This is a genomic window from Lacticaseibacillus sp. 30 (assembly GCF_053819265.1).
In genome coordinates this window covers 64,518-90,932 of record NZ_JBSOQX010000007.1, presented here as the reverse complement: position 1 = coordinate 90,932, position 26,415 = coordinate 64,518, and the positions used below count along the sequence as shown (strand labels likewise).

Below are 26,415 nucleotides of genomic sequence, written 5' to 3'. Positions count from 1 at the left end.
CTATTGACCATCTGGACTAAAAAAGATCCACAATTTGCTGAATATAATCGGCAATCGGCTGTGGCAAATCAGCTCGCAGGGCCAATGCTTGCAACAATCGATTGCGGTTGTACCACCGAACCCAAAAACTGTAGGATTCTTGCGGACGAACATTCACCAAGGCGTGCTGCCAATTCTTGAGACACATCAATAAGGTTTCACTGTAAAACTTATTGACGTTGGTCAGGCTGCTCAGATACAAAGCCATGCGATGATCTTCCCCAAAAACAAGCGGTGTTTCGACGCGCCGCCAAGCTTCCACAACTGCGGCCATGAGCAAAACTTTCTCAGCTCGCGGTAAGACCCCAACTTGACTCAATTCTTCCAGCATGTTGCCAATATGTGTATAGGCATGTGCCCAGCCCTTTTTCTCAACATAACCACGGCCATCTTTTTCTAACAGAATATAAACGGCGATATTCTGAACAGTCGCCAAATAATCGGCTTTAGTCAACACGTGGTAACGATTCTGATCAGCATAGATCATGCCGCTTAGAATCATCAACGAAAAACTGCGCAAAAAGATACCATTGTTTTGCGGTTCAAAAATATGATTGAACAAAATATCCGGTGCTTGCAGCCGCTTGAAAAGCGTTTTAATTTGCTCATTGGTGAAGGCCTCCGCCTGAAACAAATCATTGAACAGGAAGAAAACGCCTTTATCCCGAACTGCAGGGTTGGTACTTGCCAAATGTGCTACCAAAAAGTCAATCTCATCATCAGTCACGCTGGGATCACTTGTTTGCTTGATCCTCTTCTGGATAGCTCTGATTTTGACAATGGCCGTCTTGTCGTCTCTAGGTATTTTAATCGGGGTAGCAGGTTCAACTGCCACGCTTTCAATCACTTTGCCCAACATATTCGGTAATGCTGTAAAAATTTCGCCTTTATTCAGCAAATCGCGTAGTTGTTGTACCGTTCGCTGAATCGTATCAAGTTGCGTCAAAATGGACCTCCTGTAAATACGTGATTGTCGTCAGAAACTAACCGCACTTTTTGCAATGTTCAACTGGCAAACGGCTTCACAACCGGCGTGCGTCGCCAACTTATAAAAGGATGGGTCGGGCTATTTTCTGAGTCGGGTGCGCCAATACCCAGCCAAAATCGGTTTGCAAAACGCGCTTAGTCACGCGCATTCCCGGTTGATTCATAATGGTGAAAGGATAGTTGTGGGCTAGGGCCTGCATCATGTATTGATTGACCAGACTTTCGCCCATTCGGCCATTAAGAAAAATTCGATAACCAGGATAACGGGTCAACACCGCATCAAGCATGGTGGTGATTCGTGCATCGCGTAACTGCTTAATCGTAATGGCCATCGCAACTCGCTCACGAAAATTACCGAGAAAAGCTCGCTTTTCGTCTGGTTTAATCGTTGGAATCCCCAGCGCCATTGTCTTGATAAAATGTTCAAGATCCTCAGCCATGGTACACCTCCTCGCGATCATGGCACACGCAATAGCATGCAAAAAATTGAGATTCAGTTTGCAAATCAGTAATTTAATTGTAGCACCCATGACGTGTGATCGCTATCAGGCTCACGACTTGTTTTGTGGGTTCATAGCTTTTATCCTGACGCTTCTTGCAATTTGGCCAAATTAACAAGCCCCTTATTCTAGCGATTTCAATACCGCTTATTTCGATACAAACTGGCAATCTTCTTTACATAGGCCTCTGGTGCCTTTTCAATGCCTTCGTGACGATCACGATAATGCCAAATCTGCCCGATACTGATACCGGTCTGCTGAGCTATTTTTGACAATGCCGTTGATTGCAAAACCTTTCTTGCTTTATCATAGTTATCCATTTGCGGCCTCCTAAATTAGTGTGTTTTTGTTGCCGCTTCTATCATAAAGTAAAAAGTTAGGCTTGCCTAATATTTTTATGTCGAATAAAAAAAGCTGGCTAAACGTCTATCCACAACCTCCAGATTGCAGATAACAATTTAGCCAGCTTTTCTTCAAAAATCGACATTAAAATAAGAACTCGATTTCAGCCTACAGACCCATCCATTTCCATACCAATCAAACGATTCAATTCAACCGCATATTCCATCGGCAGTTCTTTAGTAAATGGCTCAACAAAGCCCATGATAATCATTTCAGTGGCCTTGGCTTCAGAAATACCGCGGCTCATCAAGTAGTACAACTGTTCTTCGGAAACCTTTGATACCTTCGCTTCATGTTCCATTGACACTGTGGCATTATGGATTTCATTATAAGGAATTGTATCACTTGAACTTTTTTCATCCATCAAGATCGTGTCACATTCTACGTGGCAAAAGGCATTGTCTGCCTTTTTAGTGAAGCGAACTGTGCCGCGATAATCAACCGCGCCGCCATCTTTGGCAATCGACTTGGAGACAATCGAACTGCTGGTATTTGGCGCATTATGAATCATTCGTGCGCCATTATCCTGATCAACGCCTTCACCTGCGACCGCGATACTTAACATCGTACCGTGCGCGCCTTTACCGTCAAGATACACGCTAGGATACTTCATCGTAGTTTTACTGCCAAGGTTGCCGTCAACCCACTCCATAGTGGCGTTGTCGAGTGCCTGTGCGCGTTTGGTTTCAAGTGAGAAGACATTCTTGCTCCAGTTCTGAATCGTCGTATAGCGGCAGTAAGCGTCATTTTTGACGAAAACTTCAACAACCGCCGCGTGCAAACTGTCGCTGGAATAGTTAGGAGCCGTACATCCTTCCACGTAGTTAACATGCGCGCCAGGCTCAACGATGATCAGCGTCCGCTCGAATTGACCAGTGTTCTCGGCATTAATTCGGAAGTAACTTTGAATTGGCACATCTGTCTGCACGCCTTTAGGCACATAGATAAAACTGCCGCCAGACCACACAGCACCGTTCAAAGCAGCAAATTTATTGTCGCTAGGTTTAACCAGCTTGCCAAAATAATCATGCACGAGTTCCGGATACTCTTTCAAGGCTGAGTCCATGTCCATGAAAATAATGCCGAGTTTTTCGAATTCATCCCGCATGTTATGGTAAACCACTTCAGACTCGTATTGAGCGCTGGCGCCGGCCAAATATTTACGTTCAGCCTGCGGAACGCCTAACCGATCAAACGTATTTTTAATGGCGTCAGGCACGTCATCCCAGTCGCGATAGGTTCGATCCGTCGCCTTTTGAAAATAAAGCATGTTGTCCAAGTCAAGATCGGAAAGATCCGGGCCAAAATTCGGCATTGCCAGCCTTTTGTACGTTGCATAAGCACGCAGCCGATAATCGAGCATCCAGTCAGGCTCATGCTTCTCCGCAGAAATAGCGCGAACCGTTTCCTCGGTTAAGCCCCGACCTGTAGAATACACCGGCTTGATATCATCCTTAAAATCTGCTGGATTGTCTTCTGGCAAAAAGTCGATATCTGCCGCGACAGTTTCATTGTTTTTAGTGTTTTTTGTCTCAGTCATGGTCTTCACCTTTCTGCGTCAAAACTTGCGCCGCTGCTTTCCATGCCAAAGTGGCACATTTGATCCGTGCAGGAAATTGGTGGACGCCCTTTAAAACCGCTGCATCGCCTAAAATATCAGCGTTTGGCACATCCCCGTTAATGATCAAATCAGAAAACGTTTCGACCATTTGTTCAATGTCTGCTGGCGTTTTGCCAATGATCTGTTCCGTCATCAGGCTAGCACTTGCTTGAGAAATCGTACAGCCACTACCAGAGAAGGCCACGTCCGTTACCCGGCCGGCATCCTCTTTGATTTGAAGATGCAAGACATCACCGCAACTTGGATTGCGAACCGTAATTTCATGGTCAAAAGCTGGCAAAACCCCGTGATGTCGCGGGTGTTGTGCTTCATCCAAAATGACCGCCCGATACATCTGGTCCAGCTTAGTCAATGCCATGGAAATACCTCCTTGCCGCCTGAACTGCCTGAATCAATCGTTCAACATCGTCAGCATTGTTGTAAACGCCGAAACTAGCACGAACCGTGGCTGGCACCCCTAGTCGCGCCATCAGCGGTTGTGCACAATGATGCCCCGCACGAACCGCAATTTGCTGCTCATCTAAGAAAGTCGCAAGATCATGCGGGTGAATCCCAGTTAAGTTAAACGACACAGTCGCCAAACTTGCTTGATTACCATACACAGTCACATCTGGAATCGCTGCCAAGCCAGCGCGTAACTGATCTGCCAATTGATGTTCGTTGTCAAATGCTGCTGCATTCACAGACTGATCAAACCACGTTAAAGCAGCGCCTAATCCGATCACGCCAGCAATGTGCGGCGTGCCAGCCTCATACTTAATTGGGCCGTCTGCCCAAGTACTGACATCATCGCGGACTTCTGAAATCATTTCACCGCCAAACTGAATCGGCGGCATGTGCTGCAATAAATCAGCGCGGCCATAGAGGACGCCAATGCCAGTTGGGCCATAAATTTTATGCCCAGAAAATGCATAGAAATCCGCCCCCATAGCTTGAACATCAACGGCCAGATGTGCTACCGCCTGCGCGCCATCAACAACAACAACAGCACCAACTGCATGGGCTTTGGCCGCAATTTTGGCAATCGGTAACGTATCACCTGCAACATTCGTCACTTGCGCCACCGCAACCACCTTCGTCTGAGGCGTGATGGCCGCTAATAAGGCAGCAATATCCACCGTGCCATCCGGCTTTACCGGCGTCACTGTGAACGTAGCCTGCTGGCGTTTGGCTAATTGCTGCCAAGGAATGAAATTACTGTGATGCTCTGCACCTGTCACAACAATTTGTGACCCAGCCGTGACGACTTGCGGCCCATAAGCACTAGCAACCAAGTTCAAGCTATCAGTGGTCCCGCGAGTAAAAATAATCTCGTCAGCACTCGCCGCACCTAAAAAGCCGGCCACTTGTTGGCGTACGTTTTCATAAGCCTCGGTGGTGTCATAAGCCAATTTATACAAGCCACGATGAACATTGGCATTATCATTGACATAGTAATTTTGAATAGCATCTAGTAAAGCTTGCGGTTTCTGAGAAGTCGCCGCCGTATCTAGATAGACCAGTTCGGGATGAGCTTTAAAAAATGGAAATTGTTCACGCATCTTCAGCCACCAGCGTTCGATCAATCGTTGCGAAGAGTTCTTTCTTCAGTCGGACATCATCAATTTCAGCCAAGCCGCCTTCAAGGAAACCGCGAATGACCAACCGTTTCGCTAATGTCGCAGATAAACCACGGCTCATGAGATAGTAAAGCTGATCAGCATTCACACGCGTCACTGAAGCCGCATGTCCTGCGGTGACGTCATTTTCGTCAATTAACAGAATCGGATTGGCATCACCTTCCGCGTGCGGCGACAACATCAAGACCCGATTTTCTTGTTGGGCATCACTGCCACGTGCACCTTTGATAATGTGACCAATCCCATTGAATAATAAATGGGCACTGCCAGTAATGACGCCACGTTGGTTAATATGCCCTACTGTGTGTTGCGCTTCATTGGTTACCGAGGTCGTGTAACTGACATGTTGACTTCCTGCCGCAAGCACACCCACGTTGACGGTTGCCTCGGCATTTTGGCCCAATAAACGGACATCCACCCGGTTAAGGCCGGAGTTTCGCGAAAACCCTGCCAAGGTCCAATTCAATTTAGCATTGGCACCAAGCGTGGCGGTACGGTTTGCAATCACGGTCTCAGCTGTAAAACTGTCATAACTCAGCCAGCTGACTTCGGCATCGGCATCAATAACCAACACAAGCCAAACGCCTAAAACATTGCCGCCGCTCGCCCATTTTTCCTGAATCGTCACTTTAGCGCCTTTGCCGACATGAACATAAAGCAGTCCACCCGCTTGCTTAGGACCAGTCAAGACAATCGGCTCATCACCGCTTACAAAATGGGCCGGAATATCAATCGTGGTCGCGCCTTGGGGGTGTGCAAGTAACCAAGCATCCAATGACGTGACTGGGGTGAACCGTTGAACCTCACTGGAGCCTGCTGCATAGGCAACCGATTGCGGTGCGTGTAGAATCACACGATCTCGGACGGCATCAGGCTGAAGTTTTAAATACCGAGCTAAAGGAAACTTGGGCAAGTTAGGTGCCGGTAAAGTCACTGCTTCAGCCATTTTGATCACCTACTTTAAGGTGTTCGTAGCCAGTCTTCTCCAATTCTTTAGCAAGTTCTGGGCCGCCACTTTCAATAATTCGGCCACCTTTCATCACATGCACAACATCGGGAATGATGTAATCCAATAGCCGTTGATAATGCGTAATAATCATGCTGCCAAAATCTGGTCCACGCAATAAGTTGACCCCCTTGGCAACAATCCGCAGTGCATCAATATCCAAGCCGGAATCAATTTCATCCAACAAACCAAAGTGCGGGTGAATCATCATCAACTGTAGAATTTCATTGCGTTTCTTTTCACCACCGGAAAAGCCTTGGTTCAAATAACGATCCGCCATGGATTCCGGCATTTCGAGGGTCGCCATTGTGTCGTCCAATTGTTTTAAAAAGTCGGTGATGCGAATCTGATCATCTTCTGGCCGGCGTGCATTGATCGCCGCCCGAATAAACTCGGCATTGGTAACACCAGCAATTTCTTGCGGGTACTGCATCCCTAGAAAAAGCCCGGCTCGCGCGCGTTCATCAACTGCCATGTCTAAAATAGACTGACCATCAATTAAGACATCGCCTTGAGTCACTTCATAAGCAGGATTGCCCATGATCGTCTCGGCTAATGTTGATTTTCCTGTCCCGTTCGGACCCATAATGGCATGAATCTCACCAGTCGCTAACTTTAAATTAACGCCGGTCAAAATCTCCGGATGCTCAGGTTCTGCTTTAATTTTGACATGTAAATCCTTAATCTCAAGTGTGTGCACTATGATACCCCCGACTGGAATTTGACTTTTAGTTATATCGCCATTCTACGTCATAAAAAGAACAGCGGCAAACGCGTTCAAAAAAAAGCAGAACGCTATCACGAGTTCTGCTTACAAAACGAGTTTTAAATTTAATGATGGGTTTTTCGTGCGAAGAAGTCACCGATAAATTGTACCAAGAAAACGATCGCCAGAATAAAGATTAAGGAAACGATGATGACGTCGTATTGGTAACGTTGGTAACCGACCGCGATCGCCAGATTCCCAAGGCCGCCGCCCCCAACTGCACCTGCCATAGCGGTTAAGCCGATGACAGAGATGATCGTCAGGACTGAAACTCGGATGAGTTCTGACAAACCTTCGCGCAGGTAAACCCGCAACACAATGCCAAGCGGCGAAACACCCATTGCTTCAGCTGCCTCGATGACGCCAGGATCAACTGTCAATAAGGCATTTTGAACCTGCCGTGCATAAAACGGTGTGGTCCCTGCAATTAAAGGAACCAAGGCTGCAGTTGGTCCGATCCCCGTCCCGACAATGGCTCGCGTCACAGGGGTCATGATTGCCAGCAAGATGATGAATGGCACCGCCCGAAAAATGTTAACCAGTTTATCGAGGATAAAATAAAATGGTTGGTTGGTTAGTAAACCATCTTCATCGGTTAGAACCAGCAGAATCCCAATAACAATCCCGAGAATGCCGGCAACAACTGCTGTCAACACGGTCATATACAACGTTTCGTTGATTGCCTGAGTCACCCCGCCGTCACCTGACCAGATAGGGACCACGTTAGGAAAATATTTTGTAAAGAACTGTCCCATCTGTCTAGGCCTCCTTCTTAAGAATGTCTTCAATCTTGACATCCTGCTGTTTCAAATACGCGATTCCGGCTTCAACTTCATCATGGTCACCGGAAAGAACCACAATTAAGTTGCCAAACGGCGTATCCTGTAAAATCTGAATGTCACCAAACAGAATGTTCGCCGTGACATGATAGCTACTAAACAGCTTAGCCACCAGCGGTTGATCGGCTGAATCACCGACGTAGGTTAATCGTAAAAGACGATCATCCGGCCCCAGATTTTTCACGGTCGGCTGCTGCATGACAGCATCAATCGCCTGATCCAGTTGCAAAGTAGTATCAATGAAGTCTTTGGTTAACTGTTGCTGAGGATTGGAAAAGACCTGCAACAAGTCACCGCGTTCAATGATTGCCCCATCATCCATGACCGCCACACGATTACAGATCTGCTTCACAGCTTCCATCTGGTGGGTAATCAGTACAATGGTCAGGCCCAGTCGTTGATTCAGCGACTGGAGCAACTCCAGAATAGAACTGGTCGTCTTTGGATCAAGTGCACTCGTTGCTTCATCCGAAATGAGAATTTCAGGATCTGACGCCAGCGCGCGGGCAATCCCGACGCGTTGCTTTTGTCCACCTGATAATTGCGCAGGATAGGAATTAGCGCGGTCAGTGAGTCCAACCAGATCGAGCAACTCCGCAACTTTCTTTTGGATCGCTTGCTTCGATTTGATTCCTTTTAATGGAAAAGCAACATTGTCAGCAATAGTTCGACTGTTCATCAGATTAAAATGCTGAAAAATCATGCCGATACGTTTGCGTTCCTTGCGCAGCTGCGCCGGCGACAAGGCCAACATATCCTGGCCTAGGACGTTGACGCTGCCGCCAGTTGGGCGCTGCAGCAAGTTGATGGTCCGAACAAGTGTGGATTTGCCGGCACCAGAGTATCCGACAATGCCATAAATATCACCGCGGTTGACCGTTAAGTCCACATGATCAACGGCATGCACCGAGCGGGTTTTGCCGTGGAACTCAACGTCCACATCTTTTAAAGTCACAACTGCTTGATCTGACATGATTGTCCCCGTTTCTAACTAAAACTTATAGTTCCAAGCCGGCAAGGTTGAACCTTTGTAAACTTTCTTCAAAAGATCAGCTGTCCGCTGTGTCTGATAGGCTTTCACGATCTTCTTATAGGTCGCATTGTCCTTGTCCTTGGCTGACTTGGCAGCAATGAAGTTCACCCAAGGCTTGGACGCCTTAGTAATCTTTTCAACTGCGATTGCGTTAGCTGGCTTCAGATTAGCGGCAGCAGCAATATCATTGTTGACAACAGCAACTGCGACATCATTCAAAGAACGGGCTGTTTGAGCGGCATCCAATTCAGTAAACTTCAGATTCAGCTTATTTTCAGTGATATCGCGAATAGTCGGTGAAGCTACACCCTTTTTCAACGTCAGCAAACCATTTTGTGCCAACAACTGTAAAGCACGGCCTTCGTTGGAAGGATCGTTTGGTACCGAGATCTGATCGCCGTTCTTAACGTCCTTCAACGACTTGATCTTGTTGGAGTACGCGCGCATCGGACCGATGTAGGTTGCGCCGATATCAACAATCTTGGTGTTGTGTTTCTTGTTCCAGTTATCCAAGAAATTGTGATGCTGGAAGGCGTTGAGTTGAATATCGCCATCTTCCAGTGCTTGATTAGGCTGATTATAGTCAGTGAACTGAACAAGTTTGATCGTCACACCCTGCTTCTTCAAACGTGATTGAATATCAGTCCAAATTTCTTTATCCGTGCTCATGATGCCAACTTTAACCGTGGTATTCTTCGTTGAACTAGCCGACTTGCCACAAGCTGCTAAAACAAATACTGGTAAAATCAGTGCAAACGTCAAAATTGCCTTTTTCCAAAATTTCATGAACTTTCTCCTCCTCGTTCAGGTAAACAAATGATGTGTGCAAGCGATGAAAGCATTCAAAAAGGCTCGCCTCTAAAAACAAGTTTTAGAAGCGAGCCTAGCTCGCGGTACCATTCTAATTCGACGCCATCGCGTCCTCAATAACAGGCAATCACCTGTGTGCGGATTAAAGGCCGCCAGCCATCATCGCTTAACCACTGCTCAGCGATGCCGATCAATGAGCCATCTTCGATCCAATTAACTACCCTGCTCTCAGCTACCCAGGTTTTCTGTACAGTCTGATTAGATCTACTCACTCACGTCATTCGTTTCCCGAAATGAATTAAATCGATTTTAGACGATGATTAGGTAAAATGTCAAGATAAAGTACTCAGAGCGTGAACCAGCCCGGTTAGAAACCGGAGTATAAGTGGCCTCAAGTGTGATGGCCGGGGCTTTGGCCATTGCACTTGTGGTCCTTATACGCAGGTTTCTGGGCTGGTGAACGCGTTTAAATCAGAGCGTGAGCAGCCGCGTTCAGAAACCGGAGCATAAGTGGCCTCAAGCCTAAATGGCTGGGCCTTGGCCATTTAGGCTTGAGGTCCTTATGTGCAGGTTTCTGCGGCTGCGAACGCGTTTTCGCAATGCGACTGATACTTTTTCTTCAGTTTTATTCCAGTAAAGCATCTCCCGTAGTCCGAGCTGGCTACGCGGCGAGGAGGGCTGGCGACCGCGAAGCTAGAGCTGTGGGCACAGCTTTGAACTCACGCAAAGCCCGCGCGATTTCAAAGTCTGGCCTTGCTGTAAGCGGTAAACCGCCAACAACAATTTCACGGCTGAGCCCCCTCTCCGCTCCGCCAACTCTCTGCTTTCTATCCTAGAATTCAACTCGGATTACCCTCAACATTGCTTACTTATATACCAACTTTCTCAACTCACCATTAAAATTTCTGCGTCCAAGCTGGGACTTCACTGCCATGATAAAGTTTCTCAATCAAGTCAGCGATGTCTTTTGTTCGGTATGCTTTGACGATCTTCTTGTAAGTAGCATTATTTTTATCTTTCTTGTTTGCGACGAAAACGTTAATCCATGGTTGGCTTTGCTTGTCGACTTTTTCAGTATAAACAGCCTTCTTGGGATCCAGTTTGGCATCGTGTGCAAGGCCAGAGTTGACGACGGAAGCAGCCACGTCAGGTAAGGAACTTGCTGTCTGGGCAGCATCAACGGCCTTCAACTGAAGATCCAATTTGTTTTCGGTCACGTCTCGCGTGGTTGGCAAGGCAACCTTTTTGTTCAGTTTGATTAAACCAGCAGTTTCAAGTAACTGTAATGCGCGGCCTTCGTTAGTCGGATCGTTAGGAAGTGCGATGGTGTCACCTTTCTTGATCTGGCTAATTTTAGTGATTTTTTTGGAATAGATCGCTAGTGGTGCAATGATGGTCTGCCCGATGCTGACTAGATCAGCCTTGTGGGTTTTGTTCCAGTTATTCAGGAAATACTGATGCTGAAACAGGTTCAAATCAATATCATGATCGCGCAAGGCGGTGTTAGGCTGATTGTAATCCGAGAACTGTACGATCTTGATCGTAATGCCCTCTTTTTTAACCTTTTTAGCAACTGCTTGCAAGACGCGATTATCCGCGCCAACGACCCCGATTTTCACCGTCGTTTGCTTTTGACTACTGGACGAACTGCTGCTACTTTTACCGCACCCAACCAAGACTAATCCTAAAACAAAAATGGTTGTCAAAATTTTCCAAAACCGTTTCATGTCTTCTCCTCCTAAATACGTTCGCCAATTCATCAATCTACGCATAAGTTTCCTAGTGGCCAAAATACGGCTATCACGTCCCCGCCTATTTATGCTTCGGTTTCTTACCGAGCTGACTCGCGCTCTCTAAAATATGTGCGTCGGCCTGCAGTCCGAGGCGCATAAACTTGCCATTGATACAAAAAGACCGAAAAAAACTCACTTCTAACAAATTATCAATCCTTGTTAGAAGTGAGCTCTGGCCCACGGTACCATTCTAATTGACCACACAAAACGTGATCCACTCAGCGGACGAATTCATCCGGGTGCAGGATAATGGGTGCCAACCATCACAGCCTCGCAATTTGCTCGGTGTGCCGTGTGTGCCAAGCCATCTTCATTTCCGCTAGCGACCCTGCTCTCAGCTCATCAGGTTTTCTGTACTGCCTCGCGGTAACTACTCACTCAGTTCGTTTACAATCAATTTCAAGTTTGTACAAGTGAGCTTATCACAATTTTTTAACTTGTCAATCATTGAATTTTAAATCAAAAAGAGTGTAAGCTGTGCTCAACAAAACTCGCGCACAAAGTCTGCAATAGCTGACTGTCGCGACAAAGGATGGTGCAATCATGACAGAACCAATTGCCCTGCTCCAAAAGCTGATTCAAATCAATTCTGTAAATGGCAACGAGCTCGCCGTCGCCAAATTGCTGCAAGCCGAACTTGAGGCTGCCGATATTCCTACCAAGCTGATCCCCTACACAGAAGACCGCGTGAATTTAATTGCCGAATTAAACCATGGTGATCGCGTTCTCGGTTTCACTGGCCACGAAGATGTTGTGAGTCCTGGAGACGAGTCAGCCTGGACGTACCCACCTTTTTCCGGAAAAGTCGTCGACAATGTCATGTATGGTCGTGGCACCGATGATATGAAAAGCGGTTTAGCCGCCATGGTGCTGGCCCTGATCGCCCTCAAACAATCCGGGTTCACTCATCCGATTCGCTTGATTGCAACGGTAGGCGAAGAATACGGTGCGATGGGCGCTCGTTTGCTGACAGAGCAAGGCTATGCCGATGATCTCGCTGGCTTAGTTGTTGGTGAACCCACCACTAAAATCTTAAAATATGCACATGCTGGCACCGTGAATTACGAGATTGACAGTGAAGGCGTCTCTGTCCATAGTTCTAGGCCTGAAAAAGGCGTCAATGCCATCGATGGTCTAACGACTTTTGCCGCACTGGAACATCACGCCTTTGATAAGGCGCCTGCTGACCCGGATCTCGGCCCATTTCGACATTCAATCACGGTCATCAATGGCGGCGACCAAGTCAACACCATTCCAGCCCACGCTTTCCTTCGTGGCAATCTTCGCCCGACCCCATCGGCCAATATTGAGCTGGTTGTGAAAATGCTTGAAGACTTAGTGGCACATGTCAACGCCACGACCAATGCGAAACTCACGTTGAAAGTATTGCACCGTTTTCTGCCGGTTCACTCCGATAAAACAGGCCACTTGGTAACTTCGGCAAATGCTGCCATCGCGGCGGTAACTGGTAAACCAGCTGAATTAGCCGTTGCGTTTGGAGGAACCGATGCTTCCGAGTTCATCAAATCAACTAACCATTTTGATGTGATTGTCTATGGCCCCGGTGATAACCACTTCAGTCATCAAGTGAATGAACACATCGACCTGAACAGTTACACGACGGCGATCAAAATTTATCAAGAAATTGCCAAGCGCTTCTTCGAATAAGCCGCGCTAACTCACAATGTGCCATGCAAAAAGCCGACCGTCATTTTAAAAATGCGGGTCGGCTTTTTGATTAGCTATTTGGTTGAAACTGTCACAACCCAGTTTTGGTTATGATCGGTTTCGTCTAACAAAGCTGGTTTATCACTCAATTCCTGATGCACGTCCACAATTGTTCCTGCTAACGGTGCCTCAAGATCTAACACGGCTTTTTCGGCTTCAACACTTAAAAAAGGTTTGCCGGTGGTAAGGCTCGCGCCAATTGTTGGCAAATCAACATACTTGATTTTGCCTAACGTTTCTTGAGCCTCTTGGGTCAAGCCGAGACGAATTTGCCCGGCAGCCAGTTCATCTTGCCAAAAATAAGTTGTTGCCATTTTGCTCTCCCCTATTCAAAATCTTCTGTGTCGCGACTGAACATGTAGCTCGTATGATGGTAGCGCATCGACAAGACCATCCCGACTGATAACATATTAGCCAACAAGAATGAACCACCTTGTGAAATAAATGGTAGCGGAATCCCCGTCAATGGTAGTAACCCGATGTTCATGCCGATGTTTTCAAATACATGGAATAGGATCATCATGATGACACCAGTCGAGATGTAAGCATAAAACTCATTTTTTGTGTCAAACGTGACCCTAATCATTTGGTAGATCAACATAAAGTATAACAGAATCAAAACCGCAGCACCTACAAAACCGAAAGCCTCGCCAATCACGGAAAAGATCATATCCGATTCTCGGACTGGAACAGGCACTGCAATGTGCATCGGCCCTTTCCCAGTCAATTGACCAGAACCGATAGCCTTCATTGATTGCCACAGCTGGTAACTGTCGCCAGTTGTACTACCAGAAGGGTTTAACCACGAATCAATTCGGGCAAATTGATATGTTTTAAAGCCGATACTACCAAGAATAGATCGACCCCATGTCTGCGTCACTAACAGAATGCCAACTGTCCCGATAATGCCAGCCACAAGTGCAATCGGCACGAGAATGCGCCAATTAATCCCGGCAACCAAGGTGACACCAGCGAAAATCGCCAGAAAAACAAGTGTCGTCCCAAAGTCATTTTGAAATTTCATGAGGACTGCTATCGGTAATGTCCACAAAACCATCCGGCCAATTAACTGCCAATCGTGTTGAATGGTATGTGAAAAAGCAGCATTGTGTTGGGTCACAACGCGACTCAACATCAAAATATAGGCAGGTTTCATCACTTCTGACGGCTGAAAACTGATCGGGCCAAGGGCAAACCAGCTTTTCGCACCTGTACTGGCTTCTGTGTTGCGGTCATAAAAAATCAATACCGCAATCATCAGAAAAATGCCAATCCCGTATAAATAAGGGGCAATGCGCCAAAGCTGCTCCGCATCAAATCGCATAACGAAGAAAATGCCGATACCGCCAATCACATACCACGCCGCCTGCATAACCGTGGCACGAACAGGATTCTGTAGCGTAGAAGTATCATGAGCGGTGGCCAGATAGATGGACACAAGCCCGATCAAAGCCAGTAACATGACTGACAGGATGATGCCATAATCAATCCGATCACCCTCTGAGTTTGATTTGATTTCGTGTGACTCCACGGGCTGCCCTCCTTTAAACACGTTCACTGACGCAGAAACGTGCACATAACAGCCTTGAAACTAAAGGGTCAAAACCCAACAGGTCGTCTCAAGGTCGCCTATGTCCCGGTTTCTGAACGTGCCAGTTCACGTTCTTGCCTAAACGCGTTGGTTCACGTTTCGTTCTTAAAATGCCTTCGATTTTCGCAAAAGCATATTCTTTACTAGCTAAACGTTGATGATAAAACCGTTTAAATACCGATTTACCTCTAAAATCACGGAGCACTGGATGTTGCGATGCGCGTTGCCAGAGTTGTTTCAGCCTTGATGTAAATGGTATTCGGCAATCAACGCATTAACTGCGGCATCCAGTGTTTTGAACCGGTTAGGCTTAGTCGAGCCGGCTACAAATGCTGAAAATCGCGTGCCGTCCGGTTCAATAAAGCCAATCTCCCGGTCACCGATTTTTAAAACCGAAACTGTATGACCATTTCGAGTTTCATCTGCCTGTGTGACCTTGATATTTCTTTCCTTAGCCATGACGGCCTCCTAGCTTATGATTGAGATTTTGAATGTCACTAAGATCCAAGTCATTTTCGGGATGCGGATTACGCCGCAAAGTGAAAAAAGCTGGCACTGGATCAAGCCCGCCTTTAACAAAGGGGTTGCACCGTAAAATCCGGGCAATCCCCATTAAGGAACCTTTGATGGCGCCATGTTTCTGCAACGCCTGAATCATGTAGGTTGAGCATGTCGGATAATATCGGCAGCTCGGCGGCAGCAACGGGGAAATGAAGCGCTGGTAGCCCCGCACTAACCATGTCAGAACCTGTTTCATGAAACACTCCTAACGCAGAAACTTAAAGAAGTGCACCCATGTTGATGGTAGGAACAACTTAAGCGGATTACCTTCCCCAAGAGCAAAGCCAATCAATAAGCCCAATATCAGTGCGATTAAGGCTATCATCAGCCAAATTTTAATGATGTGGAAGATGCGTTTAGGATATTGTGAGTCCATAGCTCGCTCCTAGTACTGGCGATGGTGTTCAATATTATCGAGTAAAACACCGGTCCCAAGTGCAACTGCATCTAAAGGATCGTCCGCCAACAACACTGGCACTTTCAACTCTGCAGCAAAAAGTTGTGAAATACCTTTAAGCAAGGCGCCGCCGCCTGTCAGCATAATCCCACGATCAATGATATCCGCAGACAATTCCGGTGGGGTCTTTTCAAGCACACCTTTTGCGCCTTCAATGATCGCCATCATCGTCTCATGTAAAGCTTCAGCAACTTCAACAGATGTCACCGAAACTTCGCGTGGCAAACCAGTCGCAATATCACGGCCACGGACTTCAATCGTTTCTTTCTCATCGGCTTCGTAAACGGCACCAATCTTGATTTTGATCTGTTCCGCGGTATGCTCACCAATAATTAACTTATGCTTGTTCTTCACGTAAGCAGCAATGGAGGCATCCATTTTGTCACCTGCCAAGCGCAGTGAACGACTCGTGACGATTTCGCCTAAGGATAAGACAGCAATATCACTCGTCCCACCGCCAATATCAATAACCATATTGCCTTGTGGTTGGAAAATATCCAATCCCGCTCCAACAGCCGCTACTTTTGGCTCGAACTCCAAGTAAACATGGCGGCCGCCAGACTTTTCAGCTGCCTGAATAATCGCTTTCTGTTCAATATCCGTAATATTGGTTGGTGCACAAATCAGAATATTAGGCTTTGAAAAAACACCTTTTACATTTAGTTTATTGATAAAATATTCAAGCATTGCTTCGGTAATGTCAAAGTCAGCGATGACGCCATCCTTTAACGGCCGGATCGACCGAATATTACCCGGTGTCCGTCCAACCATTTTATAGGCTTCTGTCCCCACCGCCAACACTTTGCCGGTATGGGTATCAATGGCGACAACGGAGGGCTCATTTAAGACGATGCCTTTGCCTTTTACATTGATCAGCACATTGGCCGTCCCTAAGTCGATCCCAATATCTTTTGCCATGGGTATATATCTCTCCTCGTAAATTGACTAACTATCGCATTATACCATAGTTAAGACGAGGTTTTTACAGGAAAAGTTTAGGTAAGTTTAAAGCTGCTTGTAAGAGTGATAGAAAGAACGAACTGACTAAGAATCCTAGCGCAACCGCAATGAAGAGTAACAAGACCTGTGCCTCACGAACATGGTTGGCTTTGATGAACTGTTCAAAGCGCAAGGCATTGAGTGCACGGAACGCGAGCATGATGAAAACAAAATGCGACACGATTGTAATCGCGCCGTTTAAACCGATTGTCTGAAACATATGATCACCTCATGACGTATCTTCCCGCAGAACACGATAAGACGCAAGCAGAGCGTGAACAGGCGCGGTTAGAAACCGGAGCATAAGGGCCTTGAATCTAAATGGCTGGGCTCTGGCCATTTAGGTTCAAGGCCCTTATGTGTAGGTTTCTGCGCCTGTGAACGCGTTTCAGCAAGAGCGTGAACCAGCCCGGTTAGAAACCGGAAAATAAGCGGTCTTGATTGCAGGTTTTGCTAGCTTTCATCAAGCAGCAAACAAGCAAAAAGCAGTCCTCTCCAAGTTGGGAGAGAACTGCTTTTCATGTTTAATGACTGGTCTTGACGTTAATTCGGTTGATGGCCCGTCGCAGTGCGACTTGTGCCCGCCGAAGATCGTCTTGATTATGATCATTCTTTGCTTGAGCAATGCGCTTTTGAGCACGATCGCGCGCAGCTTGCGCACGACTGAGATCAATATCACGCTCACGCTCGGCAGAATCGGCGACGATGGAAGCAACATTTTCTGATACTTCCATAAAACCGCCGTTAACGGCAATTGAATCGTTGTGATCACTGGCGTCAACACGTTGCACGTCAACCTCACCGATCTCAAGTGGTGTCACGATTGGTTCGTGATTAGCCATAATACCCAATTCGCCTGCGACAGAATGAACAACTAGCATCCTGGCGTGATGATCGTATACTAACCCATCAGGCGTCACGATGTTGACCCGAAGAACGTTGCTCGTTTCAGCCAAAACGCGTCGCCTCCTTAGTTAGCTGCAGCTTGTGCAGCCGGCTTTTCGTCAGCATCCGTATTCTGATCGTCAGGAGCAAAGCCCATCTTCTTAGCCTTTTCGACAACTTCTTCGATGCGACCGACCGAACGGAAGGCATCTTCAGGGTAATCGTCGTATTTGCCATCCAAGATAGCTTTAAAGCCTTTAACCGTTTCTTCAACCGGCACATATGAACCTGGCTGGCCAGTGAACCGTTCCGCAACGTTAAAGTTTTGTGACAAGAAGAACTGAATCCGGCGAGCACGGGCCACAACGACCTTTTCTTCATCAGACAATTCATCCATCCCCAAAATAGAGATGATATCTTGTAACTCACGATACCGCTGCAAAACTTGTTGCACTTCGGTAGCGACTTTATAATGTTCATCACCGACAATTTCCGGCGTCAATGCACTAGAAGATGATTCCAGCGGATCAACGGCAGGATAAATCCCTTGCTCAGTCAGACGCCGTTCCAAGTTGGTCGTTGCATCCAAATGCGCAAAAGTCGTTGCCGGCGCAGGGTCAGTGTAGTCATCAGCAGGCACATAAATTGCCTGAATCGATGTAACTGAACCTTTTTTAGTCGATGTAATCCGTTCCTGCAACTGACCCATTTCTGTTGCCAGCGTTGGCTGATAACCAACAGCTGATGGAATCCGGCCAAGTAAAGCAGAAACTTCGGAACCGGCCTGAGTGAACCGGAAAATGTTGTCGATAAACAGCAGGACATCCTGACCTTCAACATCACGGAAGTATTCCGCGATCGTCAATCCGGTCAAGGCAACCCGCATCCGGGCACCAGGCGGCTCGTTCATCTGACCAAAGACCATGGCTGTATTCTCCAGAACGCCACTTTCCTTCATTTCGAAGTAAAGGTCGTTCCCTTCACGGGTTCGTTCGCCGACCCCAGTGAAAACGGAGATGCCGCCGTGTTCCTCGGCAATATTATGAATCAGTTCCTGAATCAAAACGGTTTTGCCGACACCAGCACCGCCGAAGAGTCCGACCTTCCCACCACGCAGGTAAGGTTCGAGCAAATCGATGACTTTGATGCCAGTTTCCAAGATTTCTGAACTGGTATTCAAATCTTCGAATTTTGGCGCATCACGATGGATGCTGTCGCGCCGATGATCCGGTCCAAAGGCTTCACCGCCATCGATGGGGTCGCCCAACACATTGAACACCCGACCCAGTGTGTCTTTTCCGACAGGGACTGAGATCGGACCGCCAGTATCTTGAACCGCCATGTTGCGTTGCAGACCATCGGTGGAATCCATCGCAATAGTCCGCATCACGCCATCACCAAGTTCCAAGGCAACTTCCAGCACAAGCTGGGAGCCATCCTTCTTGGCAACGGTCAAGGCGTTATTGATTTCTGGCAGATCGCCATTGATTGGGAAGGCTACGTCGACAACAGGACCGATCACTTGCGCGATTTTACCAGTTGAATTTGGCATTTTCGTCCTCCTGTTGTAAATTGAGCGCGAGCTGACGCGTTTAGGAACCGAAGTGTAAGCGGCCTTGGCTGGGATGACCGCACTTTGGTCATTGCGGCCAAGGTCCTTACACGCAGGTTCCTGCGTCAGCGAGCGCGTTATGATGAGCACCGAGCTGGTGTGTTTAAGAACCAGCACCAGCGAGCGCGTGATTATTCTAGTGCTGCCGCACCACCGACGATCTCAGTGATCTCAGTGGTGATCGCAGCTTGTCGGGCCCGGTTATATTGGGTCGACAGATGTGAGATCAGGTCATTGGCATTATCAGTTGCGCTACGCATAGCAGTGGTCGAAGCGGCATGTTCAGCCGTTTTGGCATCCATAATCGCGCCGAAAATCAGACTTTCCGCATATTGCGGCAAAACTGATTCCAAAACCGAGTCAAGATCTGGTTCAATCAGATACTCAACATTGGTATCGGCCACTTCACTGACATCCAAATCACTGATCGGCAACATTTTCTCTGCACGGAAAGCAGAGGTCAAAGTGTTGACGTGATGGTTGTAACAAACGTAAAGTTCATCAAACACACCATTGTCAAACATCGTCACAGCTGTTTTTACGATTTCCCGAACTTCATTAAAAGTCGGAATGTCAGAAACACCGCGATATTCATAAGCCAGATTTAGGCCGCGCGCTTTGAAAAAATCAGCACCGACACCGCCGATGGCCATCATGACGTAATCGTCAGGACTTTCATGGTCATCTTTGATCATCTGCATCATGGCTTTTAAAACCGTGCTGTTGTAACTGCCAACCAGCCCGCGATCACTTGTGATCACGAGATAGCCGGTTTTCTTCACCGGCCGCTTCTGAAGCAGGCTAGCAACGGAGATGACCTGACTCTTGTCGCCCGAATCGGTATCACTTTCTGCAGCGTTGGCTAACTCAAGAAGCTGCCCAGCAGCCAAATGGGTCACAATCTGGCGAACCTTATCAGAATAAATCTGATACTTTTTAGCCCGCTTTTCGATCTGACTTAACTTGGCCCCAGAAACCATCTGCATGGCTTGCGTGATCTGACCGGTTTTCTTGGTCGATGCGATCTTGCGCTTAATGTCCATTAATGATTCAGCCATGCGGCACCTCCTTAGTCTTTCGCTGCAGCAAGTTGTTTACTCGTTTGGAATCCGCCGGCAAAAGCCTTGATTTGTGCATCAAGTTTATCGGTATCCGGTAAATTACCGGTGTCACGAATCTGCTTGAGCAAATCAGCTGCATTGCTATCGAAGAAATCAAAAAGTTCATCTTGGAAGCGAGTAATGTCTTCAATCGGAATTGGATCAAGGAAGCCATGGGTTAATGCGTAAAGAATGATAACCTGCTTTTCAACCGGTAACGGTTTGTGAACAGGCTGCTTCAGCACTTCAACCGTTCGGCGACCACGATTCAACTTAGCTTGCGTTGCTGCATCCAAATCAGAACCAAATTGCGTGAAGGCTTCCAGTTCACGGAAGGATGCCAGATCCAACCGCAATGTCCCGGCAACTTTCTTCATCGCCTTGACCTGCGCATCACCACCAACACGGGAAACAGAAGCACCAGCATCAATGGCTGGACGTGTACCCGCATAGAACAGATCGCTTTGTAAGAAGATCTGACCATCCGTGATAGAAATAACGTTAGTCGGGATGTACGCGGAAATATCGCCTGCCTGAGTTTCAATAACCGGCAACGCCGTCATAGAACCGCCGCCGAGTTTATCACTCAATTTAGCAGCACGTTCCAACAAGCGACTGTGGGTATAGAAAATATCCCCAGGATAGGCTTCACGACCAGGCGGACGACGGAGCAGCAAGGACAGCTCACGATATGAGGTTGCCTGTTTGCTCAAATCATCATACACGATCAAGACGTGCTTGCCGTTATACATGAACTCTTCACCCATCGCTGCACCGGCATAAGGCGCGATATACAGCATTGGTGCAGGTTCAGATGGGCCAGCAGTCAGCACGATGGTATAATCCATCGCACCATATTTTTTCAACGTTTCAACTTGAGCTCGAACCGTACTGTCCTTTTGCCCAATCGCAACGTACACACAGATCATGTTTTGATCTTTTTGGTTCAAAATGGTATCAATCGCAATTGATGTTTTCCCGGTTTTCCGGTCACCAATGATCAACTCACGCTGACCACGGCCAATCGGTACCAGCGCGTCAATCGCTTTCAAACCGGTTTGTAACGGTTCTGATACGGATTTGCGTTGCATAACACCTGGCGCCTTAAACTCGATCGGACGGGTTTTATCCGTCTTAATCGCGCCTAAACCGTCGACCGGCTGACCCAAAGAATTGACAACTCGCCCGATCATGGCATCCCCGACAGGAACTTCCATGATTCGGCCAGTGCGTTTCACTTGGTCGCCTTCGCGAATCTCATCGAAGTCACCTAAGATAATGATCCCGACATCGTTCGTTTCAAGGTTTAACGCCATCCCGTATGAGCCGTTGCTAAATTGGAGCAATTCGTTGGCCATGGCATTTTCCAGCCCAGTCGCACGTGCGATCCCATCACCGATGTAAGTCACAGTGCCGACTTCTTCAGCCGCCAAATCGTCCTGATATCCTTCAAGTTGTTTTTTGATCAGAGAACTGATTTCCTCAGTCTTGATGCTCATCCGGTTCACCTCTTTTACTTACTCATTAGTCTGCCAGCAGTGCAGCTTTCATCTTATCGAAACGGTGCTTGACCGTACCATCGATAACCGAACCGCGTGCTTGAATTCGCACACCGCCGATGACGCTTGGATCAACGACTTGATCCAGTTGGGTCGATTTCATGCCAAAACGCGCAGCAATGGTACTGCGCAAAGCATCAGCTTGATCTGCTGACAAAGCAACTGCAGTCGTCACAGTCGCCGCAATAATCCCGGCTTCCTCATCGTACGCTTGGTTAAACGCGCTGATGATGGCTGGTAATGCTCCGAATCGCCCATATTGCTGGGTTAACTTCAACAAGTTAGCGACCAGCGGGCTAGCATCCTTGGTTAAGGTTGTCATCAAGGCGTCCTTATCAGCTGCCGTGATTCGAGCGTTATCAAAAATAGTCAAGATCGTTGGGTTGTCGTTAAAGACAGACTGTAGCGCTTGTAACTCTTCATGGACCGTCTCCACCTGATTTTGATCTTTTGCCGCTTCCAATAAAGCTTTGGCATAGCGGGGTGCGACCATCTGATTAGTGACTGCCATTTGCATCACCTAACCGTTTAATATAGTCATCGATCAAACCTTTTTGATCGTCTGCATTGAGTTCCTTACCGATCAGTTTTTGCGCGATGGTCAAACTTAGGTCTGCCACATCATTTTTGGCACTGGCCAAAGCATCTTTACGTGCTTGATCAATGTCGGTTTGCGCATTCTTCTTCATCGTGGTGACTTCTGCGTTGGCAGCGTCGACCAATGATTGCCGCTGTTTCTCGCCATTTTCCTTGGCTTGATTCACGATCTTAACGGCATCGGCTTGGGAGTGTTGCAGTTCTTCTTGACGTTTAGCTGCTAAAGCATCTGCGTCTTTGCGTGACTTTTCAGCATAATCCAGATCTCCGGAAATTTTCTGCTGACGATCCGCCATCATTTTCGAAACTGGCTTCCAGGCCACTTTCCCGACGGCTAGCATCAGAACCAGAAATGTGACTAGTGTGAAGAGTGTGTCACCTAAAGTCATTTTTTGCCACTCCCTTCTTTATTGATGAACCAGATTAACGACTCATCAACATGAAGGCAACAACGACAGACAAGATCGGAACGGCTTCAATCAAGCCAACACCGATGAACATAGTCCCACGAAGTGTCCCAGCCATTTCCGGCTGACGAGCCATACCTTCGAGGGTTTTGCTGATAACCATCCCGTTACCGATTGAAGCACCGAAGGCAGCGATGCCGGCGGCGATTGATGCAGCGATGAATTGCATAAGAAATTTCCTCCTAATTTAGTTACTCGGACACAATTTTGTGTGATGTGTAAACCATCCCAAGCGTGACAAAAACGTACGCTTGAATACTACCAATGAAGACTGAGAACCCTTGCCACAGAACCTCAAGCAAGAATCCGGAGACGAAGCTGACGGCCCCGCCTGAGAAAGCAAACTGCCTGATGAGCAGGACTAAGACTTCGCCGGCGAAAATATTCCCATACAGCCGCATGGAGAGTGTAATGAAATTTGTAAACTCTTCAAGCAGGTTGATCGGAAGCAGGATTGCGACCGGTGACGCATACCCCTTGAGATATCCTTTGAAACCCTTGAAGACAACCCCGAAGTAATGCGAGAGGACCAGTACCATCATGGCCAACGTCATCGTGATGACAGGCGACGCGGTCGCAGAACGGAACCAAGTGTCTTTGCCGATATCGACTTCAATGAATAACCCAATTTGGTTACTAATGAAAATAAATAAGAAGAGCGTAAACGCAAATAAATTAAAAGTATAACGCTCCGAACCAGGCATGGTACCTTTGACGATACCGTTCGTAAAGTCCATGATCCATTCCAGCACATTCTGCTTGCCGCCTGGCCGCATCTTAAGGTTGCGAGACAGCCAGAATACCAGTAAGAATACCAGAACTGCCGAAACCAAAACGCCGATGTCATTCGTCAGGTTAAAGCTTAAGCCAAAAAGCTTGATCGAGGGATATTGTTCGTTCACAGAATTCACCTCCTTACTGAAGTGACGTCATATCATTTGTATCATCAAAATGATGATGCACGATTGCGGAGACTTCGATAATCGTTGTTTACTAGGGCAGACCCCTGAAACACAATCATTACTCTAACACCATTTCACCTAAAAGACAAAGCAATGAAAGCAGAAACTTTTGCCGCCATAGCGGCTTTTTCATCAGTGTTTTCATGGCTTTGGGCGGCTTTTGACCACCTATTTTTGCGGCTATGAAAATTCTTTTGAAGAAATATGAAAAAGGCACGTGCTTTTACACATGCCAAAGAATGTCATTTTGTCCCAAAAAGTCTGTCGCCTGCATCTCCAAGACCCGGCACAATATAGCCATTTTCGTTCAAATGATCATCTAACGCTGCCGCATAGATATCGACATCTGGATTGGCCGCCTGGACGGCTTTAACACCCTCCGGCGCTGCCACCAAGACAACTAGCCGCATTGATGTGGCACCGCGCTTCTTGAGTGCCTCAATGGCCATGTTAGCTGATCCGCCAGTTGCCAGCATTGGATCGACAATGATCAAATCCCGTTGTTCAATATCCGGCGGCATTTTAACAAAGTATTCATGCGGTTTAAGGGTCTTCTCATCGCGATACATGCCAATGTGACCGACTTTTGCGGCTGGAATCAGGCGCAAAACACCATCAACCATCCCTAAACCCGCGCGCAAAATTGGGACAACCGCAAGCTTCTTGCCAGCAAGCTGTTTTTGGATAGTTTTACCCATCGGTGTCTCAATTTCGATACTTTCAAGCGGCAGATCCCGTGTGATTTCATACACCATTAATTCCGCGATTTCATTGGCGATTTCGCGGAACTCCTTGGTTCCAGCATGCTTGTCCCGAATCAGGGTCAGCTTATGCTGAATCAACGGGTGATTCAAAACTGTAAATTTGCCCATTTGGCGCCTCCTAAACGCATTCTTCATCCTAGAAACCGCTATATAAAAGTCTTAGCCGCCATGTGCTACCGTGAACATCACGTCCTAAGCCCTCTGATAGACCGGTTTCAAAAGAAGTCAATCACGTTTTCTTTGATAATCATTTGTTTGCAAACCCTAACTATGATAAAGGATGACGGGCTGTCAGTGCAAGCACTTCTTGATGAATCTGGTCCAAAGCTGGCTGATCATCACGCTGGGCAATCGCGGCACTGATCAATTCGCCAACTCGTTTGCTCTCATCTGCTGTAAAGCCGCGAGTGGTAATGGCAGCCGTACCTACTCGGATACCGCTGGTTTTAAACGGGCCATTCTGCTCTCCTGGAATTTGATTTTTGTTAGTCGTGATACCAACTTCATCCAGTAAATCTTGAACTTGGCGACCATTTACGCCATAACCCGTTACATCAATCAAGACCATGTGGTTATCAGAACCACCAGAAATCAACCGCAAATGCGGATCTTCTTCAAAACCACTCACCATCGCCTGCATGTTATCCAGAATATGCTGAGCATATGTTTTAAAAGATGGCTGCAACGCTTCGCCTAATGCAACTGCTTTTGCTGCAACCACGTGATCAAGCGGCCCGCCTTGAATACCGGGGAAAAGTGCTGAATTAATGGCCTTGCCGTATTGCGCCTTAGCAAGGATCAAGCCGCCACGGGGGCCGCGCAGCGTTTTATGCGTCGTTGTTGTGACCACATCGGCGTAAGGTACCGGATTCATATGCAAACCCGCGGCAACCAACCCCGCAATATGCGCCATGTCGACCATCAAAAAGGCCCCAACATGATCGGCAATTTCGCGGAATTTTTTGAAATCAATCTCGCGGCTATAAGCCGAAGCCCCCGCAACAATCATTCGCGGTTGCACCTGTTCAGCCTGCTCACGAATCTTGGTGTAATTTAGCTGTTCTGTCTTCGGATCCAAACCATAATGGTAGAAATGATATTCCTGACCACTAAAACTAACTGGGCTGCCGTAAGTCAGATGGCCGCCATCGGTTAGATCCATTGCCAGCACTTTATCGCCATCTTCTAAAAAGGCGCGATACGTGGCCATATTTGCCTGTGAACCGGAATGCGGCTGTACATTTGCAAATTCGGCCCCAAACAATTTTTTAGCGCGATCAATGGCGAGATTCTCAACCACATCAATGTATTGATTACCACCATAATAACGATGGCCAGGATAACCTTCAGAATACTTATTCGTCAGCACTGACCCTTGTGCCGCCCGAACCGCTGGGGAAACAATGTTTTCTGAAGCGATAAGTTCAATATTATGTTCTTGTCGTTCCTCTTCGTTATGAATTGCACCGAAAACTTCTGGATCTTGTGCCATGAAATCCATGCAAGTTCCTCCTTTAAAATGCGCCACAAAAACACCCGTTGCATTTGCTTTTATTAGAACAACCAACTCACAAAGGCTCTGTCAGTTGGTCTCATTATAGCAAATCATCGTGGGTCTGCTAGAAAATCTACTTATTTGTAGCTGAATGTTGGCGTTCTGTCTCGTTTAAACAGCTGCCATCATCCAAGATAACGATTCAGCACGACGGCTAAACTTG

At 47.3% G+C, this 26,415-nt stretch carries 30 protein-coding genes; 1 reads left to right on the top strand and 29 read right to left on the bottom strand.

The window, feature by feature from the left end; genetic code table 11:
- Window positions 1-16 precede the first annotated feature (16 nt).
- The 12 genes from ACWPAB_RS06630 to ACWPAB_RS06575 form a co-directional block, all read right to left on the bottom strand.
- Window positions 17-985 carry a DUF2785 domain-containing protein gene (locus ACWPAB_RS06630; protein WP_003569984.1) on the bottom strand — a complete coding sequence of 323 codons (969 nt, stop codon included), beginning with the start codon at window positions 983-985 and terminating at the stop codon, window positions 17-19.
- Between the two features lie 100 nt (window positions 986-1,085).
- Window positions 1,086-1,466: a DUF1694 domain-containing protein gene (locus tag ACWPAB_RS06625; protein WP_003565014.1), complete on the bottom strand. Its 381-nt coding sequence runs from the start codon at window positions 1,464-1,466 to the stop codon at window positions 1,086-1,088.
- Between the two features lie 197 nt (window positions 1,467-1,663).
- Window positions 1,664-1,846, bottom strand: a complete 183-nt coding sequence (locus tag ACWPAB_RS06620; protein WP_003565012.1) for a hypothetical protein — start codon at window positions 1,844-1,846, stop codon at window positions 1,664-1,666.
- Between the two features lie 185 nt (window positions 1,847-2,031).
- Window positions 2,032-3,468 (bottom strand): Fe-S cluster assembly protein SufB, encoded by a 1,437-nt coding sequence (sufB, locus tag ACWPAB_RS06615; protein WP_003565010.1) that lies wholly within the window; start codon window positions 3,466-3,468, stop codon window positions 2,032-2,034.
- Entirely contained in the window at window positions 3,461-3,907 is a 447-nt protein-coding gene (gene sufU / locus ACWPAB_RS06610) for a Fe-S cluster assembly sulfur transfer protein SufU (protein ID WP_003569981.1), read from the bottom strand. The genes sufB and sufU overlap by 8 nt, the downstream gene beginning before the upstream one ends.
- The gene (locus ACWPAB_RS06605) at window positions 3,894-5,090 is read right to left on the bottom strand and encodes an aminotransferase class V-fold PLP-dependent enzyme (RefSeq protein ID WP_003565006.1); all 1,197 of its coding nucleotides are present in this window, start codon (window positions 5,088-5,090) and stop codon (window positions 3,894-3,896) included. The genes sufU and ACWPAB_RS06605 overlap by 14 nt, the downstream gene beginning before the upstream one ends.
- On the bottom strand, window positions 5,083-6,114 hold the full coding sequence (locus tag ACWPAB_RS06600) for a SufD family Fe-S cluster assembly protein (protein ID WP_003569979.1): 1,032 nt from the start codon (window positions 6,112-6,114) through the stop codon (window positions 5,083-5,085). Before ACWPAB_RS06600 ends, ACWPAB_RS06605 begins: the two co-directional genes overlap by 8 nt.
- Window positions 6,107-6,874 (bottom strand): Fe-S cluster assembly ATPase SufC, encoded by a 768-nt coding sequence (sufC, locus tag ACWPAB_RS06595; protein WP_003565002.1) that lies wholly within the window; start codon window positions 6,872-6,874, stop codon window positions 6,107-6,109. The genes ACWPAB_RS06600 and sufC overlap by 8 nt, the downstream gene beginning before the upstream one ends.
- Before the next feature lie 131 nt (window positions 6,875-7,005).
- Window positions 7,006-7,695: a methionine ABC transporter permease gene (locus ACWPAB_RS06590; RefSeq protein ID WP_003569976.1), complete on the bottom strand. Its 690-nt coding sequence runs from the start codon at window positions 7,693-7,695 to the stop codon at window positions 7,006-7,008.
- A 4-nt stretch (window positions 7,696-7,699) separates the two neighbouring features.
- Window positions 7,700-8,752, bottom strand: a complete 1,053-nt coding sequence (locus tag ACWPAB_RS06585; RefSeq protein ID WP_003564998.1) for a methionine ABC transporter ATP-binding protein — start codon at window positions 8,750-8,752, stop codon at window positions 7,700-7,702.
- An 18-nt stretch (window positions 8,753-8,770) separates the two neighbouring features.
- On the bottom strand, window positions 8,771-9,598 hold the full coding sequence (locus ACWPAB_RS06580) for a MetQ/NlpA family ABC transporter substrate-binding protein (RefSeq protein WP_003569974.1): 828 nt from the start codon (window positions 9,596-9,598) through the stop codon (window positions 8,771-8,773).
- A gap of 920 nt (window positions 9,599-10,518) precedes the next feature.
- Entirely contained in the window at window positions 10,519-11,349 is an 831-nt protein-coding gene (locus tag ACWPAB_RS06575; protein WP_003569973.1) for a MetQ/NlpA family ABC transporter substrate-binding protein, read from the bottom strand.
- Window positions 11,350-11,958: 609 nt separating this feature from the next.
- On the opposite strand from ACWPAB_RS06575, the gene ACWPAB_RS06570 reads away from it, so the two are divergent.
- Window positions 11,959-13,083, top strand: a complete 1,125-nt coding sequence (locus ACWPAB_RS06570) for an ArgE/DapE family deacylase (protein WP_003569971.1) — start codon at window positions 11,959-11,961, stop codon at window positions 13,081-13,083.
- A gap of 74 nt (window positions 13,084-13,157) precedes the next feature.
- Here the strand turns inward: ACWPAB_RS06570 and ACWPAB_RS06565 are convergent, their stop codons facing one another.
- The 17 genes from ACWPAB_RS06565 to glyA all read right to left on the bottom strand — a co-directional run bounded on the left by ACWPAB_RS06565 (window position 13,158) and on the right by glyA (window position 26,198).
- A complete protein-coding gene (locus ACWPAB_RS06565) occupies window positions 13,158-13,457 on the bottom strand; it encodes a glycine cleavage system protein H (RefSeq protein WP_003569969.1) in 300 nt (99 codons plus the stop codon).
- 11 nt (window positions 13,458-13,468) lie between these two features.
- Complete coding sequence (locus ACWPAB_RS06560) at window positions 13,469-14,674, bottom strand: FtsW/RodA/SpoVE family cell cycle protein (protein ID WP_003564988.1); 1,206 nt, start codon at window positions 14,672-14,674, stop codon at window positions 13,469-13,471.
- Between the two features lie 297 nt (window positions 14,675-14,971).
- Window positions 14,972-15,193 carry a DUF2969 domain-containing protein gene (locus tag ACWPAB_RS06555; protein ID WP_003564985.1) on the bottom strand — a complete coding sequence of 74 codons (222 nt, stop codon included), beginning with the start codon at window positions 15,191-15,193 and terminating at the stop codon, window positions 14,972-14,974.
- The gene (yidD, locus tag ACWPAB_RS06550; protein WP_003564982.1) at window positions 15,186-15,491 is read right to left on the bottom strand and encodes a membrane protein insertion efficiency factor YidD; all 306 of its coding nucleotides are present in this window, start codon (window positions 15,489-15,491) and stop codon (window positions 15,186-15,188) included. Before yidD ends, ACWPAB_RS06555 begins: the two co-directional genes overlap by 8 nt.
- Before the next feature lie 9 nt (window positions 15,492-15,500).
- Window positions 15,501-15,671, bottom strand: coding sequence for a DNA-directed RNA polymerase subunit beta (locus tag ACWPAB_RS06545; protein ID WP_003564979.1), 171 nt, complete (start codon window positions 15,669-15,671; stop codon window positions 15,501-15,503).
- Window positions 15,672-15,680: 9 nt separating this feature from the next.
- Window positions 15,681-16,670, bottom strand: a complete 990-nt coding sequence (mreB, locus tag ACWPAB_RS06540) for a rod shape-determining protein (protein WP_003564976.1) — start codon at window positions 16,668-16,670, stop codon at window positions 15,681-15,683.
- Between the two features lie 64 nt (window positions 16,671-16,734).
- The gene (locus tag ACWPAB_RS06535; protein WP_003564975.1) at window positions 16,735-16,971 is read right to left on the bottom strand and encodes a DUF1146 family protein; all 237 of its coding nucleotides are present in this window, start codon (window positions 16,969-16,971) and stop codon (window positions 16,735-16,737) included.
- A 304-nt stretch (window positions 16,972-17,275) separates the two neighbouring features.
- On the bottom strand, window positions 17,276-17,707 hold the full coding sequence (locus ACWPAB_RS06530) for a F0F1 ATP synthase subunit epsilon (protein WP_003564973.1): 432 nt from the start codon (window positions 17,705-17,707) through the stop codon (window positions 17,276-17,278).
- A gap of 14 nt (window positions 17,708-17,721) precedes the next feature.
- Window positions 17,722-19,188, bottom strand: a complete 1,467-nt coding sequence (gene atpD, locus ACWPAB_RS06525) for a F0F1 ATP synthase subunit beta (protein ID WP_003564972.1) — start codon at window positions 19,186-19,188, stop codon at window positions 17,722-17,724.
- 191 nt (window positions 19,189-19,379) lie between these two features.
- Window positions 19,380-20,306, bottom strand: a complete 927-nt coding sequence (locus tag ACWPAB_RS06520) for a F0F1 ATP synthase subunit gamma (RefSeq protein ID WP_003564963.1) — start codon at window positions 20,304-20,306, stop codon at window positions 19,380-19,382.
- Window positions 20,307-20,317: 11 nt separating this feature from the next.
- Window positions 20,318-21,847 carry a F0F1 ATP synthase subunit alpha gene (gene atpA, locus ACWPAB_RS06515; protein WP_003564962.1) on the bottom strand — a complete coding sequence of 510 codons (1,530 nt, stop codon included), beginning with the start codon at window positions 21,845-21,847 and terminating at the stop codon, window positions 20,318-20,320.
- Window positions 21,848-21,872: 25 nt separating this feature from the next.
- Entirely contained in the window at window positions 21,873-22,418 is a 546-nt protein-coding gene (gene atpH / locus ACWPAB_RS06510) for an ATP synthase F1 subunit delta (RefSeq protein ID WP_003569964.1), read from the bottom strand.
- Entirely contained in the window at window positions 22,405-22,893 is a 489-nt protein-coding gene (atpF, locus tag ACWPAB_RS06505; RefSeq protein ID WP_003564960.1) for a F0F1 ATP synthase subunit B, read from the bottom strand. The genes atpH and atpF overlap by 14 nt, the downstream gene beginning before the upstream one ends.
- Before the next feature lie 34 nt (window positions 22,894-22,927).
- Window positions 22,928-23,140: a F0F1 ATP synthase subunit C gene (gene atpE / locus ACWPAB_RS06500; RefSeq protein ID WP_003564959.1), complete on the bottom strand. Its 213-nt coding sequence runs from the start codon at window positions 23,138-23,140 to the stop codon at window positions 22,928-22,930.
- 22 nt (window positions 23,141-23,162) lie between these two features.
- Window positions 23,163-23,873: a F0F1 ATP synthase subunit A gene (gene atpB / locus ACWPAB_RS06495; protein WP_003564958.1), complete on the bottom strand. Its 711-nt coding sequence runs from the start codon at window positions 23,871-23,873 to the stop codon at window positions 23,163-23,165.
- Between the two features lie 302 nt (window positions 23,874-24,175).
- Complete coding sequence (gene upp, locus ACWPAB_RS06490) at window positions 24,176-24,805, bottom strand: uracil phosphoribosyltransferase (protein WP_003564957.1); 630 nt, start codon at window positions 24,803-24,805, stop codon at window positions 24,176-24,178.
- Window positions 24,806-24,965: 160 nt separating this feature from the next.
- Window positions 24,966-26,198 (bottom strand): serine hydroxymethyltransferase, encoded by a 1,233-nt coding sequence (gene glyA, locus ACWPAB_RS06485; RefSeq protein WP_016382001.1) that lies wholly within the window; start codon window positions 26,196-26,198, stop codon window positions 24,966-24,968.
- Window positions 26,199-26,415 lie beyond the last annotated feature (217 nt).

What these genes read in the sequence shown, in the direction of transcription:
- ACWPAB_RS06625 (WP_003565014.1), bottom strand. Translation starts at nt 1,466, where the DNA reads ATGGCTGAGGATCTTGAACATTTTATCAAGACAATGGCGCTGGGGATT.
- ACWPAB_RS06620 (WP_003565012.1), bottom strand. Translation starts at nt 1,846, where the DNA reads ATGGATAACTATGATAAAGCAAGAAAGGTTTTGCAATCAACGGCATTG.
- sufB (WP_003565010.1), bottom strand. Translation starts at nt 3,468, where the DNA reads ATGACTGAGACAAAAAACACTAAAAACAATGAAACTGTCGCGGCAGAT.
- sufU (WP_003569981.1), bottom strand. Translation starts at nt 3,907, where the DNA reads ATGGCATTGACTAAGCTGGACCAGATGTATCGGGCGGTCATTTTGGAT.
- ACWPAB_RS06605 (WP_003565006.1), bottom strand. Translation starts at nt 5,090, where the DNA reads ATGCGTGAACAATTTCCATTTTTTAAAGCTCATCCCGAACTGGTCTAT.
- ACWPAB_RS06600 (WP_003569979.1), bottom strand. Translation starts at nt 6,114, where the DNA reads ATGGCTGAAGCAGTGACTTTACCGGCACCTAACTTGCCCAAGTTTCCT.
- ACWPAB_RS06590 (WP_003569976.1), bottom strand. Translation starts at nt 7,695, where the DNA reads ATGGGACAGTTCTTTACAAAATATTTTCCTAACGTGGTCCCTATCTGG.
- ACWPAB_RS06585 (WP_003564998.1), bottom strand. Translation starts at nt 8,752, where the DNA reads ATGTCAGATCAAGCAGTTGTGACTTTAAAAGATGTGGACGTTGAGTTC.
- ACWPAB_RS06580 (WP_003569974.1), bottom strand. Translation starts at nt 9,598, where the DNA reads ATGAAATTTTGGAAAAAGGCAATTTTGACGTTTGCACTGATTTTACCA.
- ACWPAB_RS06575 (WP_003569973.1), bottom strand. Translation starts at nt 11,349, where the DNA reads ATGAAACGGTTTTGGAAAATTTTGACAACCATTTTTGTTTTAGGATTA.
- ACWPAB_RS06570 (WP_003569971.1), top strand. Translation starts at nt 11,959, where the DNA reads ATGACAGAACCAATTGCCCTGCTCCAAAAGCTGATTCAAATCAATTCT.
- ACWPAB_RS06565 (WP_003569969.1), bottom strand. Translation starts at nt 13,457, where the DNA reads ATGGCAACAACTTATTTTTGGCAAGATGAACTGGCTGCCGGGCAAATT.
- ACWPAB_RS06555 (WP_003564985.1), bottom strand. Translation starts at nt 15,193, where the DNA reads ATGGCTAAGGAAAGAAATATCAAGGTCACACAGGCAGATGAAACTCGA.
- yidD (WP_003564982.1), bottom strand. Translation starts at nt 15,491, where the DNA reads ATGAAACAGGTTCTGACATGGTTAGTGCGGGGCTACCAGCGCTTCATT.
- ACWPAB_RS06545 (WP_003564979.1), bottom strand. Translation starts at nt 15,671, where the DNA reads ATGGACTCACAATATCCTAAACGCATCTTCCACATCATTAAAATTTGG.
- mreB (WP_003564976.1), bottom strand. Translation starts at nt 16,670, where the DNA reads ATGGCAAAAGATATTGGGATCGACTTAGGGACGGCCAATGTGCTGATC.
- ACWPAB_RS06535 (WP_003564975.1), bottom strand. Translation starts at nt 16,971, where the DNA reads ATGTTTCAGACAATCGGTTTAAACGGCGCGATTACAATCGTGTCGCAT.
- atpD (WP_003564972.1), bottom strand. Translation starts at nt 19,188, where the DNA reads ATGCCAAATTCAACTGGTAAAATCGCGCAAGTGATCGGTCCTGTTGTC.
- ACWPAB_RS06520 (WP_003564963.1), bottom strand. Translation starts at nt 20,306, where the DNA reads ATGGCTGAATCATTAATGGACATTAAGCGCAAGATCGCATCGACCAAG.
- atpA (WP_003564962.1), bottom strand. Translation starts at nt 21,847, where the DNA reads ATGAGCATCAAGACTGAGGAAATCAGTTCTCTGATCAAAAAACAACTT.
- atpH (WP_003569964.1), bottom strand. Translation starts at nt 22,418, where the DNA reads ATGGCAGTCACTAATCAGATGGTCGCACCCCGCTATGCCAAAGCTTTA.
- atpF (WP_003564960.1), bottom strand. Translation starts at nt 22,893, where the DNA reads ATGACTTTAGGTGACACACTCTTCACACTAGTCACATTTCTGGTTCTG.
- atpE (WP_003564959.1), bottom strand. Translation starts at nt 23,140, where the DNA reads ATGCAATTCATCGCTGCATCAATCGCCGCCGGCATCGCTGCCTTCGGT.
- upp (WP_003564957.1), bottom strand. Translation starts at nt 24,805, where the DNA reads ATGGGCAAATTTACAGTTTTGAATCACCCGTTGATTCAGCATAAGCTG.
- glyA (WP_016382001.1), bottom strand. Translation starts at nt 26,198, where the DNA reads ATGGATTTCATGGCACAAGATCCAGAAGTTTTCGGTGCAATTCATAAC.